The sequence below is a fragment of the Streptomyces sp. NPDC029296 genome (genome assembly GCF_055569255.1).
On the sequence record NZ_JBVHXT010000056.1, the window covers coordinates 19,384 to 35,097 of the forward strand.

At 73.8% G+C, this 15,714-nt stretch carries 13 protein-coding genes; 4 read left to right on the forward strand and 9 right to left on the reverse strand.

Translation table 11 applies throughout. The features are described 5' to 3' along the window. The first annotated feature begins 81 nt into the window (after nucleotides 1–81). Nucleotides 82–657: an acyl-CoA thioesterase gene (locus ACZ4W9_RS35850; RefSeq protein WP_467942867.1), complete on the forward strand. Its 576-nt coding sequence runs from the start codon at nucleotides 82–84 to the stop codon at nucleotides 655–657. Between the two features lie 16 nt (nucleotides 658–673). Here the strand turns inward: ACZ4W9_RS35850 and ACZ4W9_RS35855 are convergent, their stop codons facing one another. Further along, the gene (locus ACZ4W9_RS35855) at nucleotides 674–2,164 is read right to left on the reverse strand and encodes an LCP family protein (RefSeq protein WP_467942869.1); all 1,491 of its coding nucleotides are present in this window, start codon (nucleotides 2,162–2,164) and stop codon (nucleotides 674–676) included. A 128-nt stretch (nucleotides 2,165–2,292) separates the two neighbouring features. Between ACZ4W9_RS35855 and ACZ4W9_RS35860 the strand changes: the two genes are divergently transcribed. Next, the gene (locus tag ACZ4W9_RS35860) at nucleotides 2,293–3,315 is read left to right on the forward strand and encodes a glycosyltransferase family 2 protein (RefSeq protein ID WP_467942871.1); all 1,023 of its coding nucleotides are present in this window, start codon (nucleotides 2,293–2,295) and stop codon (nucleotides 3,313–3,315) included. A 50-nt stretch (nucleotides 3,316–3,365) separates the two neighbouring features. On the opposite strand, the gene ACZ4W9_RS35865 is transcribed toward ACZ4W9_RS35860, so the two are convergent. From ACZ4W9_RS35865 to ACZ4W9_RS35880, 4 genes are all read right to left on the reverse strand, one after another. Further along, entirely contained in the window at nucleotides 3,366–5,009 is a 1,644-nt protein-coding gene (locus ACZ4W9_RS35865; protein ID WP_467942873.1) for an LCP family protein, read from the reverse strand. 81 nt (nucleotides 5,010–5,090) lie between these two features. Beyond that, nucleotides 5,091–6,875, reverse strand: a complete 1,785-nt coding sequence (locus tag ACZ4W9_RS35870) for an LCP family protein (protein ID WP_467942876.1) — start codon at nucleotides 6,873–6,875, stop codon at nucleotides 5,091–5,093. Nucleotides 6,876–7,106: 231 nt separating this feature from the next. Continuing rightward, nucleotides 7,107–8,288 carry an LCP family protein gene (locus ACZ4W9_RS35875; protein ID WP_467942878.1) on the reverse strand — a complete coding sequence of 394 codons (1,182 nt, stop codon included), beginning with the start codon at nucleotides 8,286–8,288 and terminating at the stop codon, nucleotides 7,107–7,109. Between the two features lie 150 nt (nucleotides 8,289–8,438). Next, complete coding sequence (locus tag ACZ4W9_RS35880; RefSeq protein ID WP_467942880.1) at nucleotides 8,439–9,194, reverse strand: TIGR03089 family protein; 756 nt, start codon at nucleotides 9,192–9,194, stop codon at nucleotides 8,439–8,441. A 128-nt stretch (nucleotides 9,195–9,322) separates the two neighbouring features. Here ACZ4W9_RS35880 and ACZ4W9_RS35885 point away from each other — a divergent pair, with 128 nt between their 5' ends. Both ACZ4W9_RS35885 and manB read left to right on the forward strand, forming a co-directional pair. Then, nucleotides 9,323–10,732, forward strand: coding sequence for a peptidoglycan recognition protein family protein (locus ACZ4W9_RS35885; protein ID WP_467942883.1), 1,410 nt, complete (start codon nucleotides 9,323–9,325; stop codon nucleotides 10,730–10,732). Nucleotides 10,733–10,880: 148 nt separating this feature from the next. Next, the gene (manB, locus tag ACZ4W9_RS35890) at nucleotides 10,881–11,963 is read left to right on the forward strand and encodes a mannose-1-phosphate guanylyltransferase (protein WP_467942885.1); all 1,083 of its coding nucleotides are present in this window, start codon (nucleotides 10,881–10,883) and stop codon (nucleotides 11,961–11,963) included. 56 nt (nucleotides 11,964–12,019) lie between these two features. Here the strand turns inward: manB and ACZ4W9_RS35895 are convergent, their stop codons facing one another. The 4 genes from ACZ4W9_RS35895 to cofD all read right to left on the reverse strand — a co-directional run bounded on the left by ACZ4W9_RS35895 (nucleotide 12,020) and on the right by cofD (nucleotide 15,694). Further along, on the reverse strand, nucleotides 12,020–12,319 hold the full coding sequence (locus ACZ4W9_RS35895) for a hypothetical protein (protein ID WP_467942887.1): 300 nt from the start codon (nucleotides 12,317–12,319) through the stop codon (nucleotides 12,020–12,022). Beyond that, nucleotides 12,319–13,329 (reverse strand): DNA-3-methyladenine glycosylase family protein, encoded by a 1,011-nt coding sequence (locus ACZ4W9_RS35900; RefSeq protein ID WP_467942889.1) that lies wholly within the window; start codon nucleotides 13,327–13,329, stop codon nucleotides 12,319–12,321. Before ACZ4W9_RS35900 ends, ACZ4W9_RS35895 begins: the two co-directional genes overlap by 1 nt. Before the next feature lie 68 nt (nucleotides 13,330–13,397). Further along, complete coding sequence (locus ACZ4W9_RS35905; RefSeq protein ID WP_467942891.1) at nucleotides 13,398–14,738, reverse strand: coenzyme F420-0:L-glutamate ligase; 1,341 nt, start codon at nucleotides 14,736–14,738, stop codon at nucleotides 13,398–13,400. Next, nucleotides 14,735–15,694, reverse strand: a complete 960-nt coding sequence (gene cofD / locus ACZ4W9_RS35910) for a 2-phospho-L-lactate transferase (RefSeq protein WP_467942893.1) — start codon at nucleotides 15,692–15,694, stop codon at nucleotides 14,735–14,737. Before cofD ends, ACZ4W9_RS35905 begins: the two co-directional genes overlap by 4 nt. Nucleotides 15,695–15,714: the final 20 nt, after the last annotated feature.

Below are 15,714 nucleotides of genomic sequence, written 5' to 3' on the forward strand. Positions count from 1 at the left end.
TGCCGGGCGCCGCGGTGTGCCGGACAAGGGCTGTCGGAAAATCAGGGCCCCGCTGTTGCGAAGCCGACACAAATTCCGCGAATGCGCCGTCGGCATAAGGTGGAGGGCATGACAGACCAGGCCACGGAAGTGGAACCGGAGATCCCGGGTAAGCCCACCTCCGCCTCCCGCACCACCCTCAGCCACATCATGACCCACAGCGACACCAACCTGCTGGGGTCGGTGCACGGCGGAGTGATCATGAAACTGGTCGACGACGCCGCGGGCGCCGTGGCCGGCCGGCACTCCGGCGGCCCCGCCGTCACCGCCTCCATGGACGAGATGGCGTTCCTGGAGCCGGTCCGCGTCGGCGACCTGGTCCATGTGAAGGCACAGGTGAACTGGACCGGCCGGACCTCCATGGAGGTCGGCGTCCGGGTCCTCGCCGAGCGCTGGAACGAGTCCGCCCCGCCCACCCAGGTCGGCTCCGCCTACCTGGTCTTCGCCGCGGTGGACGCCGACGGCAAGCCGCGCCGGGTGCCGCCGGTCATACCCGAGACCGACCGCGACCGCCGCCGCTACCAGGAGGCCCAGATCCGCCGCACCCACCGGCTGGCCCGCCGCCGCGCGATCCGCGAGCTGCGCGAACAGCGGGCGGCGGAGGGCTTCGAGGACTGAGCGTCCCCGAGCACGCTCAGCACACCGCCTCGTCGCCCCGCAGCACGTTCTGCTCCGGCCGCCCCGGGTCGTCGAACCGCACCCGGCGGACGTCCTTGAGGTCGGCGCCGGCCATCACCTTCAGCAGCGGTCCCTGTCCCGGCACCGCGCGCAGCTCGCTGCCCGGCAGGGCCGCGGCCAGGGAGCGGGCCGAGCGGTCCCAGCGGGGGTCGTAGAAGACCAGCGTGCGCGGCAAGCGGGCGGGCGCCGTCACCGGCCGGCGGGTGGTGGCGAAGCCCGTCGCCGCCAGCGCCGCGTCGACCCGCTTGCCCAGCCCCGCCGTGCCCGTGCCGTTCGCCACCTGCACCCGGATCGTCTCCGGCGCCACCTCCACCGGCACCGGCGCCGGCGCCCCCGAGCGGCGTGCGCGGTCCCGGGCCAGCGGCTTGTCGTCGCGTACCGCGGCGAACAGCCTCTCCGCCTTCGCCGGGTTCCACTTCAGCGTCGAGCCGATGCCCTTGACCCGGTAGTCCAGCTGTCCGATGGGCACGGTGGTGAACTCCGAGGAGGACGGCGAGAAGTTCCGCATCGCACGGCCGAGGTCCAGCAGTTCGTCGGTGCCGAAGCCCGCGTCCGCGCGGACCGAGCCGAGCACCGCCCGGGTCACGTCCCGGAACCGCATCGGGTTCAGCAGCACCCCGGAGGAGGTCGTCTTCTCGATCAGCGCGGCCAGGAACCGCTGCTGCCGCTTCATCCGGCCCAGGTCGCTGGCCCCGTCGACGTGCCGGGCGCGCACGTACTGCAGCGCCCGCCCGCCCCGCAGGGTGTGCGTGCCGGACGCGAGGTCGAGGCCGGTGTACCGGTCCCTCAGCGGCATCGGCGTGCAGACCTCCACCCCGCCGAGCACGTCCACGGTCCGCATGAAGCTGGCGAAGTCGACCTCCAGATAGTGGTCGATCTTCACATGGGTCATGTTCTCGACCGTGCGGATGGTCAGCTGCGGACCGCCCTCGGCATAGGCCGCGTTGAGCCGGACCGGGTGCGGGCCGTGCCGCCGCCCCGAGTTCTGGTCGGTGTGCGCGGGCATCTCGGCGTAGGAGTCGCGCGGCAGGCTCACCACGGTGGCCCGCCCCCGGTCCTCCGCGATGTGCACGATCATCATGGTGTCGGTGCAGTGACAGGGCTGGCCGCCCAGCCGGAAGGCGCGCCGGTCCCGCTCGCCGACCTTGTCGCGGCCGTCGGTGCCGACCAGCAGCACGTTCATGCCGTGCCCGGCCCGGGGCCGGTTCTTCATGTCCTTGAAGGCGTCGATCCGGGCGATGCCCGCGTCCAGGCTGCTCACCACCGCGTGGCCGATCCCGGCGGAGGCGAGCACCACGACCGACAGGGTGGTGACCGCCCGCATGGCCCAGCGGGGCCGCCTGGGCGGCCGGACGGGCGCCGCGGCCCGCTCGGGCGGGCGCGGCACACGGCGGGGCGGCTGCGGGCGGCGCTGCGGCGGCGCCGGGGACCGGGGCGGGCTGGGCAAGGGGGACACCTCCGGACGAGGCCGTACGCGGGATCCGGGAGCACAGTAGGCCGATACGATCTCCAGCCCGCGTCGCGGCCCCGGCGGCGCGCACCCGTGTCCCCCGTTCGCGGTAACGTGAGGCCCCTATGAACGCCAAGCCCGACGTGCGGCTCCCCGCAGTGTCCGTGATCATGCCCGTCCTCAACGAGGAACGGCATCTGCGCGGAGCCGTCGAAGCGATCCTCGCGCAGGAGTACGCCGGCGAGATGGAGGTCGTGATCGCCCTCGGTCCGTCCACGGACCGCACGGACGAGATCGCCGCCGAGCTGGTCCGCGCGGACCCCCGCGTGCACACCGTGCCCAACCCGACCGGCCGCACCCCGGCCGCGCTGAACGCGGCGATCAAGGCATCCCGGCATCCGGTCGTGGTCCGCGTGGACGGCCACGGCATGCTCTCGCCGAACTACATCGCCACCGCCGTGCGGCTGCTGGAGGAGACCGGAGCGCAGAACGTCGGCGGCATCATGCACGCCGAGGGAGAGAACGCCTGGGAGCACGCGGTGGCCGCCGCGATGACGTCGAAGATCGGCGTCGGCAACGCGGCGTTCCACACCGGCGGCCGGGCCGGCCCCGCCGAGACCGTCTACCTCGGCGTGTTCCGGCGCGAGGCGCTGGAGCGGCAGGGTGGCTACAACGAGGAGTTCATCCGCGCCCAGGACTGGGAGCTGAACTTCCGGATCCGCGAGGCGGGCGGCCTGATCTGGTTCTCGCCCGAGCTGCGGGTGTCGTACCGGCCGCGGCCGTCGGTGCGTGCGCTGGCCAAGCAGTACAAGGACTACGGCCGCTGGCGGCACGTCGTCGCCCGCTACCACTCCGGCTCCATCAACCTGCGCTACCTCGCCCCGCCGGTGGCGGTGTGCGCGATCGCGGCGGGCCTGGTCGTCGGCGTCGCGCTGACCCCCTGGGGCCTGGTGGTTCCCGGCGGCTACCTGGCCGCGATCGTCGCGGGCTCGGTCCCGGCCGGCAAGGGCCTGCCGCCGAAGGCCCGGCTGCGCATACCCGTGGCCCTGGCCACCATGCACATGTCGTGGGGCTGGGGCTTCCTGACCAGCCCGAAGTCGCTGGCGCGCAGGGTCATCGCCTCCCGCCGGCCCGCGGTCCACGCCTGACCCCGTGCCGGGGCCCCTGTGCGGGGCCCCGGGCGCCGGTCCGCCGGCCGCTACCAGCGGTAGGGGGCGTACACGTCCATGCACTTGGAGGTGTCCGAGCCGTTGACGGCGTCGGAGTTCTCCGGCAGGTCGCCGGCCTTGGGCTCGGACTTCTTCGGGTAGGCCGCCCCGGAGCGCCAGTCCGCGCCGACGACGACCGTGACCCCCGAGACGTCGGTCGACTTCTGCACCTGGGTCACCGGGATGCCCAGTGCCCGGGCCACCGCCTGGGCGTCGCCCTCCAGGTCCGCGCTCGGATAGCGCACCAGCGTCTTGTCCTCGGCCAGGCTGCCCGAGGTGTCGGCCTGCGCCCGGGCGTAGCCCTTGCCCACCAGCACCTGGCCGATCGCCGACGCGCGCTGCGGCACCGCGGCCTCGGCGGAGGTCCGGGTGGCGTTGCGTACCAGCACCCCGAGCCGGGCCGGGTCCAACGAGGGCTTCTTGTCCGGCTTCCCGGCCGCCTCCTTCTTCCCGTCCGGCTTCCCGCCGTTCTTGTCGAACGGCACGTCGTCCCGGAGCATCCGCCACATCTTGTCGGCGTTCTCCTCGTCGGGCACGACGTGGTTCCCGTTCTGCGGGTCCTTCAGGTTGGGCATGGTCACGGAGGTGATGCGGTCGGTCGGCACCGACTTCATCTGCATGCCGAGGTCGTAGAGCTTCTTGACCGTGGTGATCTCCTCGGACACGTGCAGCGACTTGATGGCCGCGTCCGCCAGGTCCATCAGCCGGCCGGTGTCGGTGAACACGTTCTGCTGCTTGAGCGTGCGGATCATCGAGTTCAGGTACATGTGCTGGGCGCGGGCCCGCATCAGGTCGTCGCCCCAGGCATGGCGGGTGCGCAGCCACTGCAGGGCCTGCTCGCCCTTCACCTTGTGCGTGCCCTTGGTCAGCTTCAGCCCGGACCCGCCGTGCACGGTGGCCGTCGAATGGTCCGACACGTTCTGGTTCACGCAGACGTCGACGCCGCCGATCGCGTCCGCCATCCGCACCACGCCCGCGAAGTCGATCGTCATCCAGTGGTCGATATAGACCCCGGTGAGGTTCTCCCAGGTCAGCAGCGTGCAGCCGGCCCCGCCACGGGCCAGGGTGACGTTGATGATGTCGTTCGTCGCCGGATATTCCCTGCCGGTGTCGGGGTCCGTGCACGCGGGGATGTCCACCCGGGTGTCGCGCGGGATGCTGATCATCGCGGCGCTCTTGCGGTCCGCCGAGAGGTGGATGAGCATCTGCACGTCCGCCAGCGGCGGGTCGCCGACGTGGTCCCTGCTGCCGCCGAGCTTCAGGTTCTCCTTGGTGTTCCGGCTGTCGGAGCCGATCAGCAGGATGTTCAGCGGGGTCTGGCCCGCCGCGTTCGGCGCGGTCCGGTGCGCCTTGGAGTCGTCGCCGTTGGCGCGCCGCCCCTTTTGGAGGCCGTCGTTGAGATGCTGGTAGTAGAGATATCCGGCGCCCGCGGTGCCGAGTATCACCACCGCCAGCACCGTCGCCGACCAGCGCAGCACCCGCCTTCTGCGCCGCCGCCGGTCGGTCTGCGCGCCGCCCGGCCGCCGCCTGCCCCCTCGCCGTCCCGGACCCGCCGGCGAGCCCGGGGTCCGGGGCGCGTGCGCCGCCGCCTCCTCGACCGCCGGAGCCTTCCCGCGCACCTCGCTCTGCGCCAAATTCCCTGCCCTCCCGCCCTCGCGCCAAGCAGCGGGCCCGTCCCGCGTCCGGTTAGACGCACGACGGGCCCCATGGGTTACCTACGAGGCGCACTTCACCTTGTCCGCCGTGGACTTGTCGACCGCCGGCGCCTTCGTCGGAGGTGTCAGGGAGATCCCCGCTCCCTTGAAGTCCTTGCCCAGGGTCAGCGTCATCGCCGGCAGCCCCTGCGCGTTGGTCACGCTCTCGCCCGGCTTCATCGCGGCCCCGGACAGGCCCATGACCGCGGCCAGCCGGCGGGCCTGGGCCGCCTGGTCGGGCGCGTACTCCAGCGTCGTCCTGGCCAGCTTCGCGGGGGCGTTGCCGCCGTTCTCCGACTTGGTGACGCCCTCGTCGTTCTGCAGCCAGGCGAGCACCGCCTGCGCGCTGCCGGTCTCGGCCCCGCCGTTGAGGACGCGTACCCGCACGTCGGAGGCGGGCGCCTTGGTGCCCTTCAGCCGGGCGGCCTGGGCGTCCTTCGCCGCCTTCTGCTTCTTCTTCACCTCGGTGAAGGAGACGTCGTTCTGGATGGCCTCGAACACCTGCGGGGCCATCGCCGTATCGACGATCACCGTCTTGTGCACGGTGCCGTCGGCCGGGTTGTCCTTGACCGGCAGCGTGGTGAAGGTCAGGTTCTTCGGGTTGAGCTTGCCCAGCTCCAGCCCCAGGTCCTTCAGCCTGTTGATGTCGTCCAGCTTGTCGTCCACGGTCAGCGCCTTGGTGCCGGCCTCGGCCAGCTTCACCATCTTCGTCGGGCTGGTCAGCGTGGAGTTGCCCTTCAGCTTGCGCATCAGCGCGCCGAGGAACTGCTGCTGGAGACCGATCCGGCTCAGGTCGCCGCCGAAGCCGACGGAGTGCCGGGTGCGCACGAACGCCAGCGCCTGCTCACCGGAGATCTTGTGCGTGCCCTTGGGCAGCTTCAGGTGCGAGTCCGGGTCGTCGATGTCCTTGGCCAGGCAGACCTCGACGCCGTCGACCGCCTCGGTCAGCGTCTTGACCGCGTTGAAGTCGGCCACCATGAAGTCGTCCGGCTTGATCCCGGTCAGCTCGGTCACCGTGCGCATGGTGCAGCTCGGCGTCCGGTCGTCCTGCCCGAGGCTGGTGTTGAAGCGGACGCGATCGGAGCCCGGGATGATCTTCCGGGTGCCGTCCTCCTGCTCGGTCGGGCAGTCCGGGACGTCGACGATCAGGTCGCGCGGGATGCTCAGCGCGGTGGCGTTGGACCGGTCCTTGGAGACGTGCAGCAGGATCGTGGTGTCGGCGTGGCCGGCGCTGCCCGCGTCGCCGTAGCCCTCGTTGCCCTTGCCGGTGCGCTTGTCGGTGCCGATCAGCAGGATGTTGATCGCCTCGTCCTTGCGGAAGCCACCGGTGCTGGCACCGTCGTCGGACACGGACGTGATGTTGTCGTTGAGGTGCTTGATGTAGAGGTAGCCGGCGGCCGACACGGCGACCAGCACGAACGCCATGGACCCGCCGGTCCACAGCAGCACCTTCTTCGCCCGCGACTTCTTCTTCGGCGGACGCCGGGACGCGCGCCGGCCCTGCGGCGCCTCCGGTTCCGCGCCCCGGCGCCGGGCCGAGCGGGGCGCCGGCACGTCGGAGGCGCGCTCGGCCCGGGACGACTGCCGGCCTTCCTTGTCCGACTGCGGGTCCTCCCCGCCCTGCCGCCGGGCACGGCGGCCCGCCGCGCCGCCGCCGTCCGGTGCGGAGGGTTTGCGCGGTCCGGGAACCGGTGGCTGCGCTGCGGAAGGGCTCAGTCGCAGTTCGTATTCGCCGGTGTCCGGATTGAGCACCCACTGGTCTGCGGGGTCGATGTTGTCCGCCCGCCCACGGCCTTGCGCGTCCACGGTTGTCCGAATCCTCCGTCGGGGCCACGCGGCGCCTTCCCCCTCCAAGGCGCTCGGGTCTCGGTGAAACAGTGCACGACCCAGGACGGACCTCGCGGCCAGGTGCACCGGATCGCTCACACTATCCGCCCAGTTCAGCGTCGGGCGACGCCGGTGACAAATTCGACGTTCCTACAACCGGGCAATCCGCCTCATTTTCCGAACCGGAGTGCGCCGTTTCTGGTAGACGGCTCACTCACAGGTGTGTTCGGCGGCGGTGTACCCGCGGAACGTCGGAGCGGGCGCGGGACCGTCCGGGCCGCCCGCGCCCGTGTCCTTCCGGGGAACTTCCCGTGAATTCTCCGGGGTCACCGCCACCGGCTGATCGGCCCGCAGCCGCGCGAACAGTTTCTCCGCCTCCGGCTCCACGAGCTGGTCACGATTGGCGTCGTAGACGTACGACCTCCTCGGTACCGTCAGGAACCGCACCTTTTCGGTGGGGATGGCGCGCAGTCCGCGTGCCAGCTGGTACAGCCCGCGCAGGCTCGCCAGTCCCGGGTCGGTGGTCAGCGCGGAGGTCGCCGCGTCCAGCAGCGGATACAGTTTCACCGGATTGAGCAGGACGCCGTCGCCGCGCACCTTGTCGACGAGCGCGCCGAGGAACCGCTGCTGGCGTTCCATCCGGTCGGTGTCGCTGCCGTTGCCGAGCGACTTGCGGGCGCGCACGTATCCGAGCGCCTGCTCCCCGTCCAGCGTGACCCGCCCGGCGGGCAGCCGCAGCTTCGCCGCCTTGTCGTCCACCGGTTCGCTCAGGCACACCTCCACGCCGTCGACGGCGTCCACCATCTCCTTGAAACCGGCGAAGTCCAGCACCATGTGGTGGTCGACGCGGATGCCCGTGAGCTTCTCCACGGTCCGGATCGTGCACGCCGAACCCCCCACCTCGTAGGCGTGGTTGAACATCGCGAACACCGGGTCGCCGCGCGTGCCGTCCTCCCGCCGGCAGGAGGGGATGTCCACCATCAGGTCCCGGGGCAGCGAGACGGCGGTGGCGCTGGTCCGGTCCGCGGCCAGGTGCAGCAGGATCGTGGTGTCCGAACGCTGGCCGACGACGCCCTTGCCGTACCCGCGGTTGGCGTCCCCGGCCCGGGTGTCGGACCCGATCACCAGGATGTTCTGCGCGTCCCGCACCAGCGCCGTGGGCCGCTCCCGTTCGTAGCGGGCCAGTTCGGCGGCGGCGGCCTCGTCGGGGGTGATGTTGGCGCTGAGCCGGGCGTAACCGGCCCAGCCGGCGCCGGCGGCGGCGAGGAGGAGGACCGCCGCCCCCAGCGCCGAGTTCCGCAGCCGGCGCCGCCGCCGTCGCCGTATCAGCCCGTCGCCGGTGGCCGAGGCCCCGGAACCGGTACCGAGGGAGGTGCCTGCGGTGTCGGTCACGATGGGCCGTCCCCTCATGCCGTACGAGCGTCGCGTGCTGCACTTACGACGATGGCGGGGGAGGGGAGGGGGAGCGCCCTTTGCTGCTCCGAACGGGTGAGGCGGAGGGCTGGGGACCGGGGGCGCGGGAGCCGGGGGTTCCGGGCCGTCTCAGCGGCGGACCGTGGTGACCCGCTCGCTCTCGACGCGCTTGGCGAGGGCCTCCTCGTCCAGCCGGTCGAGGTTGCGGCACAGCACCACGGACCCGCCGACGGCCAGCGGCGCGTACAGCCCCGCGCTCAGCCCCTCCCAGGTGTCGTACGGCAGTCCCGACAGCAGCCGGGAACCGGGTCCGGTCAGCTCCAGCGAGGACGCCTCGGCCACGGCCCGCTCGGCCGCTTCCGCCCCGGTGAACTCCCGTCCGGCGACGACGAGCGCCGGCTCCCGCGGGTCCACCGGGGCGAACGGGGCGAACCGGTCGCCCTGGCCCGGCGCCTCCACGGCGTAGTCGAGGAACCCCTCGGGCGGCTGCGGGAACCGCCCGCCCAGGGGCCGCAGCGCCAGCGCCACCCGCTCGCCCCGGCAGGCCCGCGCGGCCTCCAGCGTGTCGGGACCGCTCACCACGACGTCGGCCGCCGCCGGATCCCCGGCGACGTCCGCGACCACGCCCACCGAGGAGCAGGCCAGCAGCCACACCGCCGTCTGCCAGTGCGCGGGCAGCAGCAGCGCGACACGGTCGCCGGGCCCGGCGGCCAGGTCGCCCTGGAGGAGGTTGGCGGTCTTGGCCACCCAATTGGCGAAGGTGGCCACGGACAGTTCGACACGTTCGCCCGTGGCGTCGTCGTAGAAGGTCACCAGCGGGCGGCCGGGGTCCGCGGCGAGCGCGGAAGTCAGCAGGTCGGCGGGGGTGCGATCGGTGGCGTTCACGCGGGACAGGGTACGCGCGGTCGGGTGCGCGCAGGGAGGAACGGGCCACCGGTTCGGCGGAGCGCCGCCCGACGGTCCGTCAGTTGACCTATGGACAGATTTACATGCTTATGTCCAAGATCGGGCACATGCGTGGATTCCTCACTTCCTCTTCCGGCGTCTCCCCGCTCGCCGTCCGCTCGGCCGGCACCGCCTGCGCGGCGGTCCTCGCCCTCGCCCTGGTCCCGGCCCCGCCCGCCCTCGCCTCCGCACCCGCCACGACCGGGGGCGGGCGGGCCGGGGACGCGGTCGCGGGCAGCACGCGCTCGCTGCCGCTCGTCCCGCTCGACCGTGAGCGCGCCCCCGACGCGCCCCCGGACCAAGGGCTGCGCCGCACCGGCCTCGCCCGGTTCGCGCTGGTCGGCGTGGTCTGGGACGACCCCGGCAGCGAGCTGCGCGGCCGGGTGCGGGTGCGCACCCGGTCCGCCCTGACGGGGGCGTGGACCGGCTGGCAGGACGTCGGGACGCACACCGCCGACCACGGCGCCGACCCGGGCACGGCGGAACGCGCCGCCCGGGGCGTGCGCGGGGCGACCGCGCCGCTGTGGGTGGGCCCCTCGGACGGCGTGGACGTACGGGTACGGGCCGACGGACCGGGCGGCGACGGGCGCGCGGGGAACGGGTACGGGGCGCTGCCGTCGGGGCTGCGCGTGGACCTGGTCGACCCCGGGCAGGACCCGGGGAAGACGGCGGCGGAGCCGGGCGCGCCGGGGCGGGCGGGGGCGCCCGCCGACGACGCGCCGCGCACCGGGCCGGACACGGAGGCCGCGATCGCCGCCTCGGGCGCCAACGCCGGCATCGCCGCCTTCGGCACCACCGAGATCCCGGCACTCGACGGACCGGCCACCGTGGCGGAGCTGACGAGGCTTCAGGGACCGGAGCGGGGCAAGCCGTACATCGGGCCGCGTCCGAAAATCGTCACGCGCCGGGGCTGGGGCGCCGACGAGTCACTGCGCGCACGCGGGTTCGTCTACACGAAGAAGATCAAGGCGGCCTTCGTGCACCACACGGCCTCGGGCAACAAGTACACCTGCGCCCAGGCCCCCGCCGTCATCCGCGGCATCTACCGCTACCACGTCAAGAGCCTGGGCTGGCGGGACATCGGCTACAACTTCCTCGTCGACAAGTGCGGCACCCTCTACGAGGGCCGGGCCGGGGGTGTGGCCAAGGCGGTGCTCGGCGCGCACACCCTCGGGTTCAACACCGACAGCATGGGCGTGGCCGTGCTCGGCACCTACGGCACGACCCGGCCGGCGGGCGCCGCGGTGACGGCCGTCGCCCGGCTCGCCGCGTGGAAGCTCGGCCTCCACGGCGTCGACCCGAGGGCGAAGACCTACCTCACGTCGGGCGGCGGCAACCTCTACCCCAAGGGGAAGAAGGTACGGCTGAACGTGCTGTCCGGGCATCGGGACGGGTTCGCCACCGAGTGCCCCGGAAAGCAGCTGTACGCCAAGCTGGGCACGGCCCGCACCGGCGCGGCGCGCTACCAGGGGCGCTGAGGCCCGGCGGACGGGGGAAACCGCGCGCCGATCTCGTGGGACACCGCGCGGCCGGCGCGGGCGCCGCCGGCCCGTCTGCATACACTGACCGGCCGAAACGAGTGAGACGAGCAGTTCGGGCGGGCCCGGCGGGAAGCAGAGACGACAGGTGACAGAAGCGATCCTCCTGGTCGGTGGCAAGGGCACCCGGCTGCGACCGCTCACGGTGCACACGCCCAAGCCGATGGTCCCGGCCGCCGGGGTGCCGTTCCTCACCCACCAGCTGGCGCGGGCGCACGCGGCGGGCGTGGAGCACATCGTCCTCGCGACCAGCTATCTGGCCGAGGTCTTCGAGCCGTACTTCGGCGACGGCTCCGCGCTCGGCCTGCACATCGAGTACGTCACCGAGGAGGAGCCCCTCGGCACGGGCGGCGCCATCCGCAACGTCGCCGGCCGGCTGCGCTCCGGCCCCGACGACCCGGTGCTCGTCTTCAACGGGGACATCCTGACGGGCCTGGACATCAGGGCCCTGGTGGACACCCACGAGACGACGGGCGCGGACGTCTCGCTGCACCTGACCCAGGTGACGGACCCGAGGGCCTACGGCCTGGTCCCCACCGACTCCACCGGCCGGGTACTGGCGTTCCTGGAGAAGCCGCAGACGCCGGAGGAGATCGTCACCGACCAGATCAACGCGGGGGCGTACGTCTTCACGCGGTCGGTCATCGACACGATCCCGGCGGGCCGGCCGGTCTCCGTGGAACGCGAGACCTTCCCGGACCTGCTGTCGGCCGGGGCCCATCTCCAGGGCATGGTCGACTCCACGTACTGGCTGGACCTCGGCACCCCGGCCGCGTTCGTGCGCGGCTCGGCCGACCTGGTGCTCGGCCGCGCGCCCTCCCCGGCGGTGCCCGGACGCCGCGGCGACCGTCTCGTCCTGCCCACGGCCACGGTGGCGCCGGACGCCAAGGTGACCGGCGGCACGGTGGTGGGAGAGGGAGCGTTCGTGGCCCAGGGGGCGCGGGTCTCCGGCTCCGCCATCCTGCCCGGCGCCGTCATCGAGCCCGGCGCGGTCGTCACCGACTCCCTCGTCGGCAGCCGTGCCCGCGTCGGCGCACGCACCGTCCTCACCGGTACGGTCATCGGCGACGGCGCGGTCGTGGGCGCCGACAACGAACTCCGCGAGGGCGTACGGGTGTGGTGCGACGCCCGCATCCCGGCGGGAGCGCTCCGCTTCTCGTCCGACCAGTAACCCGGCCCCGGTGCGCCCGGGCCGTCGGCCCGGCGCCCCGCCCCCGGGGAGCGCCCTCAGAGCCCGGTGCCCTGCCCACGGAGGCTCGGCCCCCAGGCCCCGTCACGGGGGTCGCGGGGAAGGAGAGGGTCCGGCGGGCCCTCGGGTGGCCGCTCGCGCGGTTCCCCGCGCCCCCGGGGCGGCTCCACCACCGCGGCCGGCACGGCGAGGACGGCGGTGCCGACGCGGCCGGCGGCGATGGCCGGCAGCGGCGCGTACGCCCAGGTGGCGCGCCGGCTGCCGCGGGTGCCGGCGCGGCCTGGCGGGCCGCTCGCCGCGATGCCCGCGCACGCGATGAGCGGCAGCGGCCGCGGCATCACAGCAGCCCGATGTCCACCCGGGGCATCTTCGGCTTGCGCCGGGCCGGGACGTGGCCGCTCAGCAGGATCAGGCGGGCCGCCCGGTGCCGCTGCCCGGCGTACGGCTCCAGCAGGCGCAGCATCTCCGTGTCGTCGGCCTCCCGGTCACCCGTCAGCGCCCACCCCACGATGCCCGGCAGATGCAGATCCCCGACGGTCACCTCGTCCGCCGCCCCATGACTGCGCTGCACCACTTCCGCGGAGGTCCACGGCCCCACCCCCGGCACGACCTCCAGCCGCGCCCGGGCCTCGGCCGCCGGCATCCCCGCCGCCTGCTCCAGCCGCGCGGCGACCCGTACGGCCCGCAGGATCGTGGACGCACGCTTGTCGTCCACCCCGGCCCGGTGCCACTCCCAGGAGGGGATCAACGCCCACGTCCGTGCCGCCGGCATGACGTACATCGGCCGTTCGCCCGCTCCCGCGGGCCCCGGCGCCGGCTCCCCGAACCGCCGTACCAGCAGCCGCCACGCCCGGTACGCCTCGTCGGTCGTGACCTTCTGCTCCAGCACCGACGGGATCAGCGACTCCAGCACCAGCCCGGTCCGCACCAGCCGGAGCCCCGGACGGCGGTGCCGGGCCAGCGCCACCACCCGGTGCCGGGGCACGAACGCCCCGGGGTCGTCGTCGGCGCCGAGCAGCCGGGGCAACCGCTCCAGCAGCCACTCCGCCCCCGGCCCCCACGCCTCGCCGGTCACCTCACCGCCGTGCACGCGCACGCGCACCGTGCCCGGCCCGGCGGGCGTACGGCTGGCCCGCCACACGGATCCGTCCGCGGTGGCCCGGAACGTCGGGTCGGCGGGCCCGCGCCGCAGCGGCCCGAGGGTCGGCCCGAGGTCCAGCGGCCCCTCCGGCACCCACCGCCGCGCCCGCGCGGGCGCCGCCGCCTGCCGGGGGACCCCCGCGGGCACGGCGACCTGCCCGCCGCGCACGGTCGTACGCGTGGGCCGCTGGGGAAAGCGTCCTGCCACGAGGGAGTCCTAGAGAGGCCGGCCGGGATGTTCCGGAGGGGTCGGTTCCGCTTTACGAGGGTAGGTGCTCACCGCACCTCCACGAACGCCTCCGCGTCCCGCGCCGGCCGGGGCCTCGGATCCTCCGCCGGCCGGCCGACCGCCACCGCGCCCATCGGGTCCCAGTCCGCCGGCAGCCCCAGCACCTCGCGCACCACGTCCCGGCAGAACATCGTGGACGACACCCACGCCGAGCCCAGCTGCTCCCCGGCCAGCGCGACCAGCAGGTTCTGCACGCCCGCGCCCATCGCGACCACGAACATCTCCCGCTCGGCACCGTCCCGCCGGGCGTCCCCGTAGGTGTGCGAGCCGTCCATGACGAGGCACGGCACGATCAGGTACGGCGCGTGGCGCAGCACGTCACCGCGCCGGATCCGCTGCGCGATGGACTCCTCGCTCTTGCCGTCCCGGCGCAGATCGGCGATCCAGGCGTCCCGCATCGCGTCGAGCAGCCGGGCCCGCGACTGCGCCGACTCCAGCAGCACGAACCGCCAGGGCGTGGTGTGGTGCGGGGCGGGCGCGGTGACCGCCGCGGCCACCGCGCGGCGGACGGCGCCGGGATCCACGGGGGCGTCGGTGAACGCCCGCACGGTGCGGCGCTGGGTGACGGCCTCCCGGACCGCCTCGGAGGTGCCGAGCCGGAACATGTCGTCCCGGGCGGTGCGCACCAGCGCCCGCGCGCCCTCGTCCGCCGCACCGGCGGCTTCGGGTTCCACGACGTGGGGCAGCCCGCGGACGACGGCCACCGGGCGGCCCGCCGCCTTGCCCTTGACCAGGTCACCGGCGGCGGCCAGCTCGTCCGCCGTGGCGACGACGGTCGCGCTCAGCGGATTGCCGTACGCGTCCGTGCCGCCGCGCAGATCGTCCAGCACGCGCACCCCGGCGGCGCCGATCGCCACGTCCGTGAGGCCCGAGCGCCAAGGTCGCCCGAACGTGTCGGTGACGAGCACCCCGACGTTGACGCCGAGGGCCTCGCGCAGCCCGGCCCGGATGGCGCGCGCGGAGGCGTCCGGGTCCTCGGGCAGCAGCAGTACGGTCCCGGCGGGGGTGTTGGAGGCGTCGACCCCGGCGGCGGCCATCACCAGGCCCTGCCGGTTCTCCACGATGCGCAGCGTGCCGCGCCGGGCCACCACCCGGACCGTCTCGGCGTCGATCGCGGACTCGCGGTCGGCGGCCCGCACGATCCGGCCCTCCGCCTTGGAGACGATCTTGGAGGTGACAATCACCACGTCCCCGTCGGCCAGGCCGGGCCCGGCCTGGGCGATCAGCTTGGCGATGTCGTCGCCCGGCCGCACCTCGGGGATGCCGGGCAGGGCCCAGACGCGGAATGCGGGCCGCTCGTCCGCCGCGGCGGACGCCGTCGTGCTCACGCCGCGCGCACCTCCTCGGCCAGCGCCAGGGCCTCCCGCGCCATCCGCGCGGCGGCCTCCACGTCGGTCATCATCAGCGGGACGGCGCGGCAGCGGATGCCGTCCGCCTCGACCCGCTCCACCGCGCCCGCGTCCACGGTGTCGACCAGCCAGCCGTCCAGCAGTCCGGAGCCGTAGTGCTCGGCGACGGCGGCGGCCGTGGCCTCCACGCCGACCGCGGCGAGCACCTTGTCGGCCATGCCGCGCACGGGCGCGTCCCCGACGATGGGGGAGAGGCCGACCACGGGCACGCCCGCGTCCGCGATGGCCTCGCGGATGCCGGGCACGGCGAGGATCGTGCCGATGGACACCACTGGGTTGGACGGCGGGAAGAGGATCACGTCCGCCTGGGCGACGGCCTCCAGGACGCCCGGGGCCGGCTTGGCCTGCTCGGCGCCGACCGGGACGACCGCCCGGGCCGGGACGGAGGCGCGCAGCTTCACCCAGTACTCCTGGAAGTGGACCGCCTTGCGCTCGCCGTCCAGCTCGACGGCCACATGGGTCTCGACGCGGTCGTCGGTCATCGGGATCAGCCGCACGCCCGGCCGCCAGCGGTCGCACAGCGCCTCGGTGACCGCGCTGAGCGGGTAACCGGCACCGAGCATCTGCGTCCGCACGATGTGCGTGGCGAAGTCCCGGTCGCCGAGCCCGAACCACTCCGGCCCGACGCCGTAGGCCGCCAGTTCCTCCTTGACGTGGAAGCTCTCGTCGGTCCGCCCCCAGCCCTGTTCCTCGTTGATGCCGCCGCCCAGCGTGTACATCACCGTGTCCAGGTCCGGGCAGACCTTCAGACCGAAGAGATGGATGTCGTCGCCGGTGTTGCCGATAACCGTGATGTCCGCGTCCGGCGCGGCCCGCTTCAGACCACGCAGGAAACGGGCACCGCCGATGCCGCCTGCCAGAACCACAATGCGCATGGGGGCAAGTCTTGCAGGCG

Bases quoted from the DNA above. Each gene is read 5' to 3' on its own strand.
- ACZ4W9_RS35860 (WP_467942871.1), top strand. From the start codon at position 2,293: ATGAACGCCAAGCCCGACGTGCGGCTCCCCGCAGTGTCCGTGATCATG.
- ACZ4W9_RS35885 (WP_467942883.1), top strand. From the start codon at position 9,323: ATGCGTGGATTCCTCACTTCCTCTTCCGGCGTCTCCCCGCTCGCCGTC.
- ACZ4W9_RS35895 (WP_467942887.1), bottom strand. From the start codon at position 12,319: ATGCCGCGGCCGCTGCCGCTCATCGCGTGCGCGGGCATCGCGGCGAGC.
- ACZ4W9_RS35850 (WP_467942867.1), top strand. From the start codon at position 82: ATGCGCCGTCGGCATAAGGTGGAGGGCATGACAGACCAGGCCACGGAA.
- cofD (WP_467942893.1), bottom strand. From the start codon at position 15,694: ATGCGCATTGTGGTTCTGGCAGGCGGCATCGGCGGTGCCCGTTTCCTG.